This window comes from Phenylobacterium sp., from assembly GCF_036263695.1.
GTDB lineage: Bacteria > Pseudomonadota > Alphaproteobacteria > Caulobacterales > Caulobacteraceae > Phenylobacterium.
On sequence record NZ_DATAGM010000401.1, the window covers coordinates 1 to 12,865 of the forward strand.

Sequence of the window (12,865 nt, forward strand, 5' to 3'; positions counted from 1 at the left end):
TCCGGCGCGCGCCAGCGCAGCGGCGGCGGCCCGGGCGGGGCCGGTCTCGCGCGACTTCAGCGGGCGGCGGTTGGCGAGATCGGCGCTCATTGGGCCAGTTCGGCGGCTCCGGAAGCAGCGCGGCCTTGCGCTGCGGGGCGAACGCTCCATCCTCGCGGCACGCGCGGGGGCGTTCGGGGCATGATCGAGGCGATCTCCGACTTTTGGATGAACAGGCCGCCGGCGCTGCTGTGGGGGCTGGCCGGCGTGTTCACCGCCCTGACGCTCGGCGCCATCATGGCCGCCATACTGCCAAGGTTGAGGCCCGGTGGCGACTACCGCAACCTTCAACTCAGGGTGAACTCGTGGTGGGCGATGGCGGCGCTGCTGAGCGGCGCGCTGCTCGGCGGCTGGCCGGCCATGACCGCGCTGTTCGCCCTGGTGTCGTTCCTGGCGCTGAAGGAATTCCTCTCCCTCGCCCCCACGCCGCGGGAGGACCGGCTGCTGATCCTGGCGGCCTACCTGACCATCCCGGTGAGCTACGCCTTCGTCGCCGCCGACATCTACATGTTCTACCTCGTGTTCGTGCCGGTCTACGTCTTCATGGCCGTACCCACGGCGATGGCGATGATCGGCCAGACCCACGACTATCTGCCCAGAGCCTCGGTGTTCCACTTTGCGGTGGTGACCTGCGTCTACAACCTCGGTTATGTGGCCCTGCTGATGCGGGTGCCCGATTGGGAGGCGCCGCAGGCCGGCCCAGCGGGCCTGGTCTTCATGCTGCTGCTGGCCACCGAGGGGAACGACGTCGCCCAGTACGTCACCGGCAAGCTGTTCGGCCGCCGCAAGATCCTGCCCAAGGTCAGCCCCAACAAGACCTGGGAGGGCTTCCTGGGCGGCTGGATCCTCACCGCCGCCCTGATCGTCCTGGTCGGGCCGAAGCTGACCCCCTTCGAGGGCGTGGGACTTTGGACGCTGGCGATCACCCTGCCGCTGGCGGGCTTCGCCGGCGACGTGACCATGTCGGCGGTGAAGCGGGACATCGGCGTTAAGGACACCTCGGCCTTCATCCCCGGCCACGGGGGCGTGCTGGACCGGGCCGACAGCCTGGTGTTCACCGCACCGCTGTTCTTCCACCTCCTCGCCCTGTTCCACGTGCAGACCTACTGATGGGCTGGCTGCGCCTCCTGCTGCTGGTGCTGATCGCCCGGCCCCTGGCCCGGATCATCGCCGGCGCGGACGTCTACGGGCGCGAGCACCTGCCGCTGAAGGGCCCGGCGATCGTCGTCGCCAACCACAACAGCCACGTAGACACCCTGCTGATGCTGTCGATCTTCCCGGCGCGGGCCCTGCCGCGGGTGCGGCCGGCGGCGGCCGCCGACTACTTCCTGGCCAACCCGGTGGTCGGCTGGTTCTCGCGCCACGTGATCGGGATAGTGCCCGTCGAGCGTAAGAAGGGCGGCGCCGGGACCGACGTGCTGGCTCCCGCCCGCGAGGCGCTCGCCCAGGGCGACATCGTGCTGATCTACCCGGAAGGCACCCGCGGCGACGCCTCGGACCGGCTGCAGCCGCTGAAGACCGGCGTCGCCCGCCTCGCCGCCGCCTTCCCCGAGGCGCCGGTCATCCCCGCCTGGATCGCCGGCGCCGGCCGGGTGCTGCCCAAGGGCGAGACCGTGCCGGTGCCGCTGAACTGCTCGGTCCACGTCGGCCCGCCGCTGCGCTGGAGCGGCGACAAGGACGCCTTCATGGAGGAGGTGCGCGCGGCGCTCGAGCGGCTGCATGCCCAGGCGCCGCCGCTGAGGTGGAGCGAGGCCGAGGACACATAGGCCTCTCCCCGCTTGCGAGGAGAGGGTTGGTGAGGGCGCGCGGCGCAGCCGCGCCCGTGCGAAGCGACGCCCATCGGCGAGGCGCAGAGTCCCCCCTCACCGCATCCTCTCCCCCCGCCGAGCGGGGGGAGAGGTCTAATCTCCGATGCTCGTCACCCCCGCCGCGCCTTCCTCGTCGCCCCAGGCCAGGCGCTTGCCGTCGGGCGTCATGGCGAGGGCGGTGATCGGCGGGCCTTTCTCGGCCTTGATCACGTCGTGGCGGGCAGCCTTCAGGTCACTGGCCCAAACCCGGCCGTCGTCGAGCCCGGCGGCCAGCCAGGAGCCGTTCGGCTGGGCGGCCACGCGGACCACCATGGCCGACTCGTCGAAGCCGACCTCGGCGGCCTGCTTGCCCATCGGCCCGGTGGAGCCGGCGAACGGCCAGACCACCGCCCCATTGGCGCCGGAGGTGGCCATCAGCTGGCCCTTGGACATGAAGGCGATGCTCTTCACCTTGGCGGGATAGCCGCCCATCCGCATGTTCTTCTCGTCGGCCACCCGCCAGCCGTGCAGCTGGTTCTCCTGCATGGCGCTGATCAGGAACTTGCCGTCCGGGCTCCAGGCGAGGTTCACGTGGCTGCCGGCCCAGGTCAGCACCGCCGGCTTCTGCTCGGCGATGCGGGCGTACCAGAGCCAGACGCCGCCGTAGGTCGCCGCCGCGATCCGCCGGCCCTTGGCGTCGAACGCCACGTCGGCCACCGACTTCTCATGTTGGAAGGTGCGGGCGAAGGCCGTGTCCTTGACGTCCCGCACGTGCAGCTCGCGGCCGGCGCCGAAGGCGATGAGGCCGGACTCGGCGCTGGCGGCTACCGAGTCGATCCACTTGCCCTTCAGCGCCGCGACCTCCTGCGCCCCCGAGGGCCGCGACCAGACCACCCGCCCGTCGTCGCCGCCGGTCAGCACGCCCTCACCGCTCGGGTGCAGGCAGGCGGCCAGGGCCGCCCCCTCGTGGGCTTCGATGACTTCCCCGGTTTCAAACCGCACCGTCCCGTCGCCGAGCGCGAAGGCGGCCTTGCCGGTGCGGTCGAACAGGGCGGCGGTGACGTAGGCGTCATACTGCTGGTTCATGAGCGAGCCCTCTAGACGGCGCGTTCCGGCTTGCCCAGAGGCTTTGGGCGCGGGTCGGCAAGGGTCTGAGCGCGTTGGGGCTTTACAAGCGCGAAACACCTTGCGATGGGACAAGAGACGAGTGGCGGCGCTGTAATCCGCCTCAAGGGAAGGACGTTTCAATGGGTGCGAAGCTGGGCGGCTCCGGGGGCGGCAAGTTCGACCTGGGCCAAAACAGCGACATCAACGTCACGCCGTTCGTGGACGTGATGCTGGTGCTCCTCATCATCTTCATGGTGGCCATTCCGGCCGCCACCGTGTCGATCAAGCTCGACCTGCCCCCCGCCATTCCGCCGCCTCCGGGCGCGAAGGTGGAGGAGCCGACGCTGATCAACATCCAGCAGGGCGGCGGCCTCTACATCGGCGAGGCGCCGACCTCCATCAACAGCCTCACCGCGGACCTGGCCCGCATCATCAACAAGCCCAGCCCGACCGAAGAGCGCGTCTACATCCGCGCCGACCGGACGGTCCGCTATGGCGACTTCATGGCCGTGATGAACCTCCTGCAGGAAGGCGGCTACTACCAGGTCGCCCTGATCAACGAAGAGCTCTAGGCGCTTCGGATCAGCTGAGAACATGAAGGCCCGCCGGGGAGACCCGGCGGGCCTTTTCAGTTTACCCGTCATCCCGGCCGAAGCGGAGCGGAGAGCCGGGACCCAGAGCCCCGCACAGGCCGCCTGGGTCCTGGATCGCGCCTACGGCGCGTCCGGGACGACGCCGTTGATCAGGCCGCGCAGCTTTCGAAGCCCTGGCGCAGCGCGTCCTCGTCCAGGTTACGGCCGATGAACACCAGGCGGGAGTAGCGCTTGTCGCCTTCGCGCCACTCGCGCTGGAAGTCGCCTTCCAGGATCATATGGACCGCCTGGAACACCAGCCGCCGCTCCTCCCCGGCGATGTCCAAGATGCCCTTGGCGCGCAGGATGTCCGGCCCCTGCGCCTGCAGCACCTCGTTTAGCCAGTTGGTCACCTTGTTGGCGTTGATCGGCCGATCGAGGGTCAGCGAGATGCCGCGGATCCCCGCCTCGGCCGCATGGTCGTGGGCGTGATCGTGGTGGTGATGGTCGTGATCGTGATGGTCGTGGTCGCAGTGCTCGTCGTGCACGTGGCCCGGTTCGCCGTGGGCGGGGTTGGCGAAGTCTGGCTGCAGCTCGGTGATCCGCGCCAGGTCGAAGCCGTGGCGGCCGAGCACCGCGTCCAGCGGCACGTTGGAGCGCTGGGCTCGGTGGATCGGCGCCAGGGGGTTCAGCCGGCGGATCTGCGCCTCGACGGCGAGCAGCTCCTCCTCGGTGACCAGGTCGGTCTTGTTGAGGATGATCTGGTCGGCGAAGGCGATCTGCTCCACCGCCTCCTTGGAGTCCGCCAGGCGCAGCGGCAGGTGCTTGGCGTCGACCACGGTGGTCACCGAGTCCAGCTCGGCCTTGGCCCGCACGTCGTCGTCCACGAAGAAGGTCTGCGCCACCGGGCCGGGGTCGGCCAGGCCCGTGGTCTCGACGATGATGGCGTCGAACTTGCCCTTGCGCTTCATCAGGCCGGAGACGACGCGGATCAGGTCGCCGCGCACCGTGCAGCAGACGCAGCCGTTGTTCATCTCGAAGACTTCCTCGTCGGCGCCGACGATGAGGTCGTTGTCGATCCCGACTTCCCCGAACTCGTTGACGATCACGGCGTACTTCTTGCCGTGGTCCTCCGAGAGGATGCGGTTCAGCAGGGTGGTCTTGCCGGCGCCGAGATAGCCGGTGAGCACGGTGACGGGGGTCTTGTCGGTCATGGCGGACATCTAGTGGGTCGGAGCGCTCGTTCATAGACCTCTCCCCGCTCCCCGGGAGAGGGGGGAGAGGTCAGGCCAGCAGCGCCGCGGCGATCTTCTCCCGTGTGAACGGCAGCTCGCGGATGCGGGTCCCGAGCGCGTGGGCGACGGCGTTGGAGAGGGCGCCCATGGTCGGGCCCTGCGACAGCTCGCCGATGCCGAAGGGGCGCGGGTCCTTGGTGTTGATCAGCTCGATCTCCACCGGCGGGACCTCGGAAAAGCGCAGGATCGGGTAGTCGTCCCAGGTGGTGGTCGCGATCCCCGCCCCGCCGAGCCGCACCTGCTCCTTCAGCACCCAGCTGGCCGCCATGACCATGCCGCCCTCGATCTGGTTGCGGGCGCCGTCGGGGTTGATGATCAGACCCGCGTCGGCGGCGCACCACATCTTCACCAGCCGCACCTCGGCCTCGACCTCCACCTCGACGACCGCGGCGCAGTAGCCGGCCCGGTCCCGGTGCCGGTCGTAGGCGATGCCCAGGCCGCGGCCCGTGCCGGGCGCCCAGCGCCGGCCCCAGCCGGCCACGTCGGCGACCTTCTCCACCACCGCCCGCCCGCGCGGGTCGACGATCATGGAGAGGCGGTAGGCCAGCGGATCCTGCCCGGCGATCTCGGCCAGCTCATCAACGAAACTCTCGCCGGCGAAGGTGTTGATCGGCCCACCGAGGCCGCGCAGCGAGGAGGTGCGCACCGGCGTCGGGACCACCAGGTGCTCAAGGGTCCTAGTCGCCGGGATGTCGTAGGACGGGATGGCGTTCAGCAGGCCGCCGGAGAACCTTGGCGCGCCCGGCGGCGGCTGGGGCGGGGCCGGCGCCGCGGCCGCGTTGAGGTTCTCGGGCAGCGCCGCCTCGGCCAGGCTTTGCCCGCGGCCCACGTGCGGGCCGCTCCAGATCTCAGCGGTGTAGTCGACCAGCCGACCGGAGGGGTCGAGCTCGGCCGCGAGTTCGATGTGCATGGCCGTGCCCACCGGCGACCAGCCGAACTCGTCCTCGCGCCGCCACTGCACCCGCACCGGCGAGCCGGGCCGCCGCAGGGCGATGACGGCGGCGTCCATCGCCGCATCGTCCGAGCCGTTGTGGCCGTAGCAACCCGCCCCCTGGGCGTGGATCACCTCGATCTTCTCAGGGCCGAGGCCGCTGATCCGGGCCAGCATCTGGCGCAACGGATAGACCCCCTGGCCGTGAGTCCAGACGGTCAGCTTGCCCCCGTCGAGCTTGGCGAGGCCGCAGGACGGGCCCATCGATCCGTGGGCGATGTAGGGTTTGCCGTAGGTCGCCGTGTGGCGGCGCCGGTTCGAGCCCTCCGGCGGGTCGGCGCCGGCCGGGTGGTCAGTGTGCGGCAGGGTCTTCAGAGAGGCGGGCTCGGTCAGCGCCGGCGACAGGTCCTGCGCATCCTCCCACGCGACGTTGGCCTCCGCAGCGGCCAGCGCCTTGGCGGCCACGGACTCCCGCGCAGAGATGAAGGCCACATAGGCCCCGTCGAGGAGGATCTCGACCTCTCCCCCGGCCGCCTCACGGATCGCCGCCTCGTCCAGGTGAGCGAGCCGGGCTTTTGGGCCGGGCTGGCGGAGCACCCGCGCATGGACCATGCCGGGCAGGCGGATGTCGTGCAGGAAAGCCTCGCCGTGCAGCTTGGCGGGCAGGTCGAGCCTGGGCTGGCTCTGGCCCACCAGCCGGTGCTGGTCGGGGCTCTTCCAGCGGGCCTCGCCGGTGGCCGGGCGGGAAAGGTCCACGTGCGGGGCGAGCGTCCAGTAGTCCTCGCCGGTGGGCAGGTCGTTCACCAGGAAAATGCCGTCGCGGATGTCGATCTCGCCCGGCGGGCAGCCCAGCCGCTCGGCCGCCTTGGCGACGAACAGGGCCCTGACCTCGGCGCAGGCGGCGCGCACCGAGGCGCCCGAGCTCTCCACCGACATCGAACCGACCGTCATGCCCTCGTCCGGCACCGCGCCGGTGGCCGCGTTGGCGACAATCAGCATGGAGAACGGCAGGTCGAGCTCCTCGGCGGCGATCTGGGCCAGCGCCGTGACCGTGCCCTGCCCGTACTCCACCTTGCCGAAGGCGATGCGGGCGAACCCGTGGGGTTCGAAGCGGACCCACCGGTCCAGCTCCGGATTGGCCTGCAGGGTCGCGGGGATCATGCCGCCGCTCCTTCGCGCATCCGCTTCGCCGCCAGGGCGACCGCGTCCATCACCCGGTTGTGCACGCCGCAGCGGCAAAGATGCCAATCCAGCGCCTCCGCGATCTCGGCTCGGCTGGGGTCCGGATTGCGGTCGAGAAGCGCCTTGGCGCCGATCAGGATCCCAGAGAGGCAGTAGCCGCACTGACCGGCCTGCAGCTCGACGAAGGCGGCTTGCAGCGGGTGCGGCCGCTCCAGCGTCCCCAGGCCCTCCGAGGTGACCACCGCCCCGCCCTCCGCCGCCTCGAGAGGGAGCAGACAGGCGGCCTCCTCCTTGCCGTCCACCAGCACCGCGCAGGCGCCGCATTGGCCGAGGCCGCAGCCGTACCGCGCGCCGCTGACACCCAGATCGCTGCGCAGCACGTCGAGAAGCGAGGCGGTCTCCTCCGCCTCCACCGCGCGTGCTTGGCCATTGAGTATGAGTTCGATCGTCCGCCGCACGCGCGCCTCCCGTTCGGAGCGGCACGAAATCACCCGCCGTCGAGCCTGACAACCGCGCCTTGACCGGCATAGGTGTTATACAATAACGCCAGCCATCTCTGGCCAGCGACGAGCCCCTCTTGACCGCCACCCCGCCCGCCACGGCTCGTCCCGGCCCAGATGAGGCCCTCGACGCCTTCCGGGAGGACCGCGTCTACCTGGGCGCCGACCACCGCCGCAACGAGCGGCGAACCTGGATCGTCGCTGGCATCACCGTGGTGGCGCTCGCCGCGCAGATCGCTGGCGGGCTGATGTTCAACTCCATGGCGCTGATCGCCGGCGGGCTGCACAACGCCGCGCACGTGGCGGCCCTCCTCGTCGCCGCCCTGGCCTATGGGCTGGCCCGCCGCTACGCCTCGGACCCGCGGTTCAGCTTCGGCACCGGCAAGCTCGGCTACCTGGCCGGCTTCGCCAACGCCGTGGTGCTGGCGTTCACCGCCCTGTTGATCGCGGCCGAGAGCGTCGAGCGGCTGATCGCGCCGGAAGAGGTGGCCTACACCGAGGCCCTGTGGCTGGCGGCGGCGGGCCTCGTGCTCAGCGTCGTCTGCATGCTGGTCCTCAAGCCGGTCGGGCACGTCCATGCGCGTGATAGAGACCTGAACCTCTCCGCGGTCCACCTGCACCTGTCCGCCGACGCCATCGTCTCCGGCCTGGCGATCGCCGGGCTGCTGGCGGGCCGGGCGCTGGGCTGGAGCTGGGCGGACCCGCTGGCGGGACTGGCCGGCGCCGCCCTCGTCGCCCATTTCGCCCTTTCGCTGGTCCGTCAGGCCAGCGGCGTGCTGCTGGACGTCAACCCAAGCCCCAAGCTCGCCGGGGAGATCCGCGCCCGGCTCGCCGCCGAGGGCGAGGCCATCCTCGACCTGCACCTGTGGCAGCTCGGCCCCGACCACCACGCGGCCATCGTCGTCATCGCCGCCGACCGCCCGCTGCCGGTGGAAGCCTACCGCGCCCGCCTCGCCGGCCTGCCGGGCCTCAGCCACCTCACGATCGAGGTGCGGGGCGAGGGCGCCGTGCACTCGCATGCATAGGCGGGGCCGCTTCGCGTTGACTCGGGGGCCGTCCTAAGTATAAGTCCGCCGCTCTCGCCCGCGGGGCCTCTCCGCGGGCGCAATCCTTTTTGCGACAGCAGGCTTTCCTATGTACGCGGTGATCAAGACCGGCGGCAAACAGTACCGGGTCCAGCCCGGCGACCTTCTCGTGGTCGAGAAGCTCGACGGCGAACCGGGCGCGAACGTCGCGTTCGGCGAAGTCCTCATGCTCGGCGAGGGCGAGGCGATCACCGTCGGCGCGCCGGTCGTGACCGGCGCCACCGTCTCCGCGACCCTGATCGAAACCCGCAAGGGCGAGAAGGTGAAGATCTTCAAGAAGATCCGCCGCCAGGGCTATCGCAGGACCCGCGGCCACCGCCAGCTGGAGAGCGTGCTGCGCGTCACCGCCATCGAGGGCGACGGCAAGTCCGCCAAGTGGGACGGCAAGGTCGATCTGACCCCCAAGGCGGTCCTGGACGCCCGCGCCCGCAACCTGAAGATCCCGGGCCTGACCATGGACGCGGCGCCGGCTGCGGCGCCTGCCGCCGAGGCCGCCCCGAAGACGACCCGCGCCAAGGCCGCTCCGGCCGCCGCCGACGCCGAAACCGTCGCCGCCTCGCCGGAAGTGGTCGAAGCGATGGCCTCGGCCGAGGTGAACGCTCCGGTGGAGAGCGAAGCCAAGGCGGCCGCGCCGAAGAAGGCCGCCGCGCCCAAGGCCGCCAAGGCCGAAGGCGAGACCGAACCCAAGAAGGCTGCGCCCAAGAAGGCCGCGGCCAAGAAGGACAACGACGCCGAGTAAGGCGTCCGATCTGAGTTAGGAGAGCGCAATGGCTCACAAGAAATCTGGCGGCTCCTCGCGCAACGGGCGCGACTCCGCGGGCCGCCGTCTCGGCGTGAAGAAGTTCGGCGGCGAAGCGGTGCTCGCCGGCAACATCATCGTGCGTCAGCGCGGCACCAAGTTCTGGCCGGGCGACAACGTCGGCATCGGCCGCGACCACACGCTTTTCGCCACGGCCAACGGGTCGGTGCAGTTCGTGACTAAGCGTGACGACCGCACCTACGTGATGGTGGCCCCGGCCGTGGAAGACGCCAGCTAGGCGGAACCCTCCATACCGGTTCCGCCCGACTTCAAATCAGGCGGACCGGACAAGCTTCAAGCGGGGAGTCCGGGTCGCCGGGCTCCCCGCTTTGCTTTTGGCGGCCCGCAACGAGGCCGCCTCAGGAGGAAGACCATGTCGTGCCTGGCCATATCGCCACACGTCGAAAGTCCCAGGCTGCGGCTGCGCGGCCCGTGCGAGCGGCATCTGCCGCGCCTGGCCGAGATGGCCAACGACTACGACGTCGTGAAGATGACGGGGTCGATGCCCTATCCCTACGGGCTGAGCGACGCCCAGACGCTGCTGGAGAAGGCCGCGAGCCTCGACCCTGACCGCGAGGCGCTGTTCGTCATCGAGCAGGACGCTGCGCCCATTGGGGTGCTGAGCTTCACGCCGGGCCCGTTCGGCCGCTGCGAGATCGGCTACTGGCTCGGCCGGCCCTACTGGGGCAAGGGGCTGGCGACTGAGGCGGTCAAGGCGGCGCTCGACTGGGCAAAGTCCGACTGGGGCAGGAAGCTGATCCTCGCCTGCCACTACGCCGACAACCCGGCGTCGGGCCAGGTGCTGGTCAAGGCCGGGTTCCTCTACACGGGCGACGTGGAGCCGAAGTTCTCCAAGGCCCGGAACGCCGAGGCGCCGGTCCGCTGGATGGTCTGGCTGGCCTAGTCCAACCCGCCCCTCGGTCCGGTTCTCGCTGCTCGGCCGGGATGACGGCGCGGGGGCGGGCTGTTAAGTCGAAACCGAACTCGAAAGCCGCTTCATGACCTCCACCACCGCCCCCATCGCCACCCTGCTCGAGGGCCGCCCCATCGCCTGGCGCGTGGGCGTGGTGCTGGTGGGCAGCTGGCTGCTGGCGGCCTCCTCGTGGATCGAGGCGCCGATGTATCCGGTGCCGATGACCATGCAGACCTACGCGGTGCTGCTGATCGCGGGTCTGGCCGGCGCGCGGCTGGCGGGCGAGATCACCTTCACCTGGCTGGCTCAGGCGGCGATGGGCCTGCCCTTCCTGTCCGGCGGCGACGGCGGCCTAGCTCACTTCGCCGGCCCGACCGGCGGCTACCTGGCCGGGTTCCTGGTCGCGGCGGTGCTGGTCGGCTGGTTGGCCGAGCGCCGCGGCGGCCGTTCGTGGGTCGGCCTCGGCGGCGCCTTCCTGATCGGCCACGCGGTGATCCTCGCGGCCGGCTTCGCCTGGCTGTCGACGCTCGTGGGTCCGCAGGCCGCCTGGGCGGGGGGCGTGGCGCCCTTCCTGATCGGCAGCGTTCTGAAGACCATCCTGGCCGCGGCGAGCGTCAAGCTGGCCGAGCCCCGCCTTCGCCGCAGAGACGCTGACATCCGATGAAGTTCCTCGACCAGGTCAAGGTCTACATCCGCTCGGGCGACGGCGGCGGCGGGGCGGTCTCGTTCCGGCGTGAGAAGTTCATCGAGTACGGCGGGCCGGACGGCGGCGACGGCGGCAAGGGCGGCGATGTCTGGGTCGAGGCGGTCGAGGGCCTCAATACCCTGATCGACTACCGCTACCAGCAGCACTTCAAAGCCGGCACCGGCGTCCATGGCATGGGCCGCAACCGCCACGGCGCCAACGGCGCGGACGTGGTGCTGAAGGTCCCTGTCGGCACCGAGGTGCTGGACGAGGACAAGAACCTGATCGCCGACCTGGACACGGCCGGCAAGCGCATCCTGCTGGCCCGCGGCGGCAACGGCGGCTTCGGCAACACCTACTTCAAGGGCCCGATCAACCAGGCGCCGCGCCACGCCAATCCCGGCCAGGAGGGCGAGGAAAAGGCCATCTGGCTGCGGCTGAAGCTGATAGCCGATGTCGGTCTGGTGGGCCTGCCGAACGCCGGCAAGTCGACGTTCCTGGCCGCCGCCTCGGCCGCCAAGCCGAAGATCGCCGACTATCCCTTCACGACCCTGTCGCCCAATCTCGGCGTGGTCGACCTCTCGGAAGGCGAGCGGTTCGTGCTGGCCGACATCCCCGGCCTGATCGAAGGCGCCTCGGATGGCGCCGGCATCGGCACGCGGTTCCTGGGCCACGTGGAGCGCACCGCGGTGCTGATCCACCTGATCGACGGCACGCAGGAGAACATCGGCGAGGCCTGGCGCATCATCCGCCATGAGCTGGCGGCCTACGGCGAGGGGCTGGAGGACAAGCCCGAGATCCTGGCCCTCAACAAGGTCGACGCCCTCGACGAGGAGACCCGAACGGCCAGGGCCGCGGAGCTCGAGGCGGTCGCCGGCCGCACGCCGCGGCTGGTCTCCGGCGTCTCCGGCGAGGGCGTGCGCGAGCTGCTGCGCGAGTCCTACGCCCTGGTCCGCCGCCGCCGCGGCGAGATCGTCGACGAGGAGGACGACACCGAAGCGCCCGCGCCTTCCACGGGGGAGTGGCGGCCTTGACGGACCTGGCCTCGGCCCGGCGGTTGGTGATCAAGGTCGGCTCCTCGCTGCTGGTCGGCGAGGACGGGGCCGCCCACCGCGCTTGGCTTCACGCCTTCGCCGCCGACGTCGCCCGCCTGCGCCGCCGCGGCCAGCAGGTCCTGGTGGTCTCCTCCGGAGCCGTGGCCCTGGGGCGCCGGCGCCTGGGCCTGAAGCGACGCGCCCTCACCCTGCCCGAGAAGCAGGCGGCGGCCGCCGCCGGCCAATCGGCGCTGATGCGCGCATGGGAGGAGGCGCTGGAGCCGCACGGGATCGGCGCGGCCCAGGTGCTGCTCACCCGCGACGACACCGAGGTGCGCCGCCGCTGGCTGAACGCCCGCGCCACCGTCGAGACGCTGCTGGCCCTCGGCGTCGTGCCGGTCGTCAACGAGAACGACACCGTCGTGACCGAGGAGATCCGCTACGGCGACAACGACCGTCTGGCCGCCCGCGTGGCGCAGATGATCGGCGCGGACGTGCTGGTGCTGCTGTCCGACGTGGACGGCCTCTACACCGCCGACCCGCGCCGCGATGCGGCCGCCCGCCACCTGCCGCGGATCGCCGCCCTGACGCCCGAGATCGAGGCCATGGCCGGCGGGGCCAACGCGGCGGCCGGCGTCGGCACCGGAGGGATGGCCACCAAACTCGCGGCCGCCCGCATCGCCCAGTCGGCGGGCTGCGCGACGGTGATCACCCTTGGCGACCGGCCCTCACCCCTGGCCGCGGTCGAGGCCGGCGAACGGGCGACGGTGATCGAGCCCGGCACCACCGCCAGCGCCGCCTACAAGGCCTGGATCGCCGGCTCGCTCGCGCCGGCCGGCACCCTGTGGGTGGACACAGGCGCCGCTCGGGCTCTGCGCACCGGCAAGAGCCTGCTGGCCGCTGGCGTGCGCCGCGCCGAGGGGCGGTTCGACAAGG

General features: G+C 71.1%; 13 protein-coding genes and 1 pseudogene. 10 read left to right on the forward strand and 4 right to left on the reverse strand.

Features of this window, described 5'->3' with window-relative positions; translation table 11 throughout:
• Nucleotides 1–180 precede the first annotated feature (180 nt).
• Both VHK87_RS16100 and VHK87_RS16105 read left to right on the forward strand, forming a co-directional pair.
• Complete coding sequence (locus VHK87_RS16100) at nucleotides 181–1,149, forward strand: phosphatidate cytidylyltransferase (protein WP_329635906.1); 969 nt, start codon at nucleotides 181–183, stop codon at nucleotides 1,147–1,149.
• Nucleotides 1,149–1,805 carry a lysophospholipid acyltransferase family protein gene (locus VHK87_RS16105; protein WP_329635907.1) on the forward strand — a complete coding sequence of 219 codons (657 nt, stop codon included), beginning with the start codon at nucleotides 1,149–1,151 and terminating at the stop codon, nucleotides 1,803–1,805. The genes VHK87_RS16100 and VHK87_RS16105 overlap by 1 nt, the downstream gene beginning before the upstream one ends.
• 135 nt (nucleotides 1,806–1,940) lie before the next feature.
• Here VHK87_RS16105 and VHK87_RS16110 read toward each other — a convergent pair whose 3' ends face one another.
• Entirely contained in the window at nucleotides 1,941–2,912 is a 972-nt protein-coding gene (locus VHK87_RS16110; RefSeq protein ID WP_329635908.1) for a WD40 repeat domain-containing protein, read from the reverse strand.
• Nucleotides 2,913–3,073: 161 nt separating this feature from the next.
• On the opposite strand from VHK87_RS16110, the gene VHK87_RS16115 reads away from it, so the two are divergent.
• Complete coding sequence (locus VHK87_RS16115; protein WP_329635909.1) at nucleotides 3,074–3,505, forward strand: biopolymer transporter ExbD; 432 nt, start codon at nucleotides 3,074–3,076, stop codon at nucleotides 3,503–3,505.
• A 170-nt stretch (nucleotides 3,506–3,675) separates the two neighbouring features.
• On the opposite strand, the gene VHK87_RS16120 is transcribed toward VHK87_RS16115, so the two are convergent.
• The 3 genes from VHK87_RS16120 to VHK87_RS16130 all read right to left on the reverse strand — a co-directional run bounded on the left by VHK87_RS16120 (nucleotide 3,676) and on the right by VHK87_RS16130 (nucleotide 7,371).
• Entirely contained in the window at nucleotides 3,676–4,728 is a 1,053-nt protein-coding gene (locus VHK87_RS16120) for a GTP-binding protein (RefSeq protein ID WP_329635910.1), read from the reverse strand.
• 61 nt (nucleotides 4,729–4,789) lie between these two features.
• Nucleotides 4,790–6,892 (reverse strand): xanthine dehydrogenase family protein molybdopterin-binding subunit, encoded by a 2,103-nt coding sequence (locus VHK87_RS16125; RefSeq protein ID WP_329635911.1) that lies wholly within the window; start codon nucleotides 6,890–6,892, stop codon nucleotides 4,790–4,792.
• Nucleotides 6,889–7,371: a (2Fe-2S)-binding protein gene (locus VHK87_RS16130; protein ID WP_329635912.1), complete on the reverse strand. Its 483-nt coding sequence runs from the start codon at nucleotides 7,369–7,371 to the stop codon at nucleotides 6,889–6,891. Before VHK87_RS16130 ends, VHK87_RS16125 begins: the two co-directional genes overlap by 4 nt.
• A 119-nt stretch (nucleotides 7,372–7,490) precedes the next feature.
• Between VHK87_RS16130 and VHK87_RS16135 the strand changes: the two genes are divergently transcribed.
• From VHK87_RS16135 to proB, 7 genes and pseudogenes are all read left to right on the forward strand, one after another.
• A complete protein-coding gene (locus tag VHK87_RS16135) occupies nucleotides 7,491–8,438 on the forward strand; it encodes a cation diffusion facilitator family transporter (protein WP_329635913.1) in 948 nt (315 codons plus the stop codon).
• A 109-nt stretch (nucleotides 8,439–8,547) separates the two neighbouring features.
• Nucleotides 8,548–9,060 (forward strand): annotated as a pseudogene (gene rplU / locus VHK87_RS16140) (50S ribosomal protein L21); the annotation flags it as partial.
• A gap of 205 nt (nucleotides 9,061–9,265) precedes the next feature.
• Nucleotides 9,266–9,535 (forward strand): 50S ribosomal protein L27, encoded by a 270-nt coding sequence (rpmA, locus tag VHK87_RS16145; protein WP_329635914.1) that lies wholly within the window; start codon nucleotides 9,266–9,268, stop codon nucleotides 9,533–9,535.
• A gap of 135 nt (nucleotides 9,536–9,670) precedes the next feature.
• On the forward strand, nucleotides 9,671–10,201 hold the full coding sequence (locus tag VHK87_RS16150; RefSeq protein WP_329635915.1) for a GNAT family N-acetyltransferase: 531 nt from the start codon (nucleotides 9,671–9,673) through the stop codon (nucleotides 10,199–10,201).
• 94 nt (nucleotides 10,202–10,295) lie between these two features.
• A complete protein-coding gene (locus VHK87_RS16155; RefSeq protein WP_329635916.1) occupies nucleotides 10,296–10,874 on the forward strand; it encodes a biotin transporter BioY in 579 nt (192 codons plus the stop codon).
• Entirely contained in the window at nucleotides 10,871–11,929 is a 1,059-nt protein-coding gene (gene obgE / locus VHK87_RS16160) for a GTPase ObgE (protein WP_329635917.1), read from the forward strand. Before VHK87_RS16155 ends, obgE begins: the two co-directional genes overlap by 4 nt.
• Nucleotides 11,917–12,865: glutamate 5-kinase (gene proB / locus VHK87_RS16165; protein WP_329635918.1), on the forward strand; the 949-nt coding region annotated here is incomplete at its 3' end. The genes obgE and proB, both read left to right, overlap by 13 nt.

Bases quoted from the DNA above. Each gene is read 5' to 3' on its own strand.
- rpmA (WP_329635914.1), top strand. From the start codon at position 9,266: ATGGCTCACAAGAAATCTGGCGGCTCCTCGCGCAACGGGCGCGACTCC.
- VHK87_RS16105 (WP_329635907.1), top strand. From the start codon at position 1,149: ATGGGCTGGCTGCGCCTCCTGCTGCTGGTGCTGATCGCCCGGCCCCTG.
- VHK87_RS16125 (WP_329635911.1), bottom strand. From the start codon at position 6,892: ATGATCCCCGCGACCCTGCAGGCCAATCCGGAGCTGGACCGGTGGGTC.
- VHK87_RS16120 (WP_329635910.1), bottom strand. From the start codon at position 4,728: ATGTCCGCCATGACCGACAAGACCCCCGTCACCGTGCTCACCGGCTAT.
- VHK87_RS16115 (WP_329635909.1), top strand. From the start codon at position 3,074: ATGGGTGCGAAGCTGGGCGGCTCCGGGGGCGGCAAGTTCGACCTGGGC.
- VHK87_RS16100 (WP_329635906.1), top strand. From the start codon at position 181: ATGATCGAGGCGATCTCCGACTTTTGGATGAACAGGCCGCCGGCGCTG.
- VHK87_RS16155 (WP_329635916.1), top strand. From the start codon at position 10,296: ATGACCTCCACCACCGCCCCCATCGCCACCCTGCTCGAGGGCCGCCCC.
- VHK87_RS16110 (WP_329635908.1), bottom strand. From the start codon at position 2,912: ATGAACCAGCAGTATGACGCCTACGTCACCGCCGCCCTGTTCGACCGC.
- obgE (WP_329635917.1), top strand. From the start codon at position 10,871: ATGAAGTTCCTCGACCAGGTCAAGGTCTACATCCGCTCGGGCGACGGC.
- VHK87_RS16150 (WP_329635915.1), top strand. From the start codon at position 9,671: ATGTCGTGCCTGGCCATATCGCCACACGTCGAAAGTCCCAGGCTGCGG.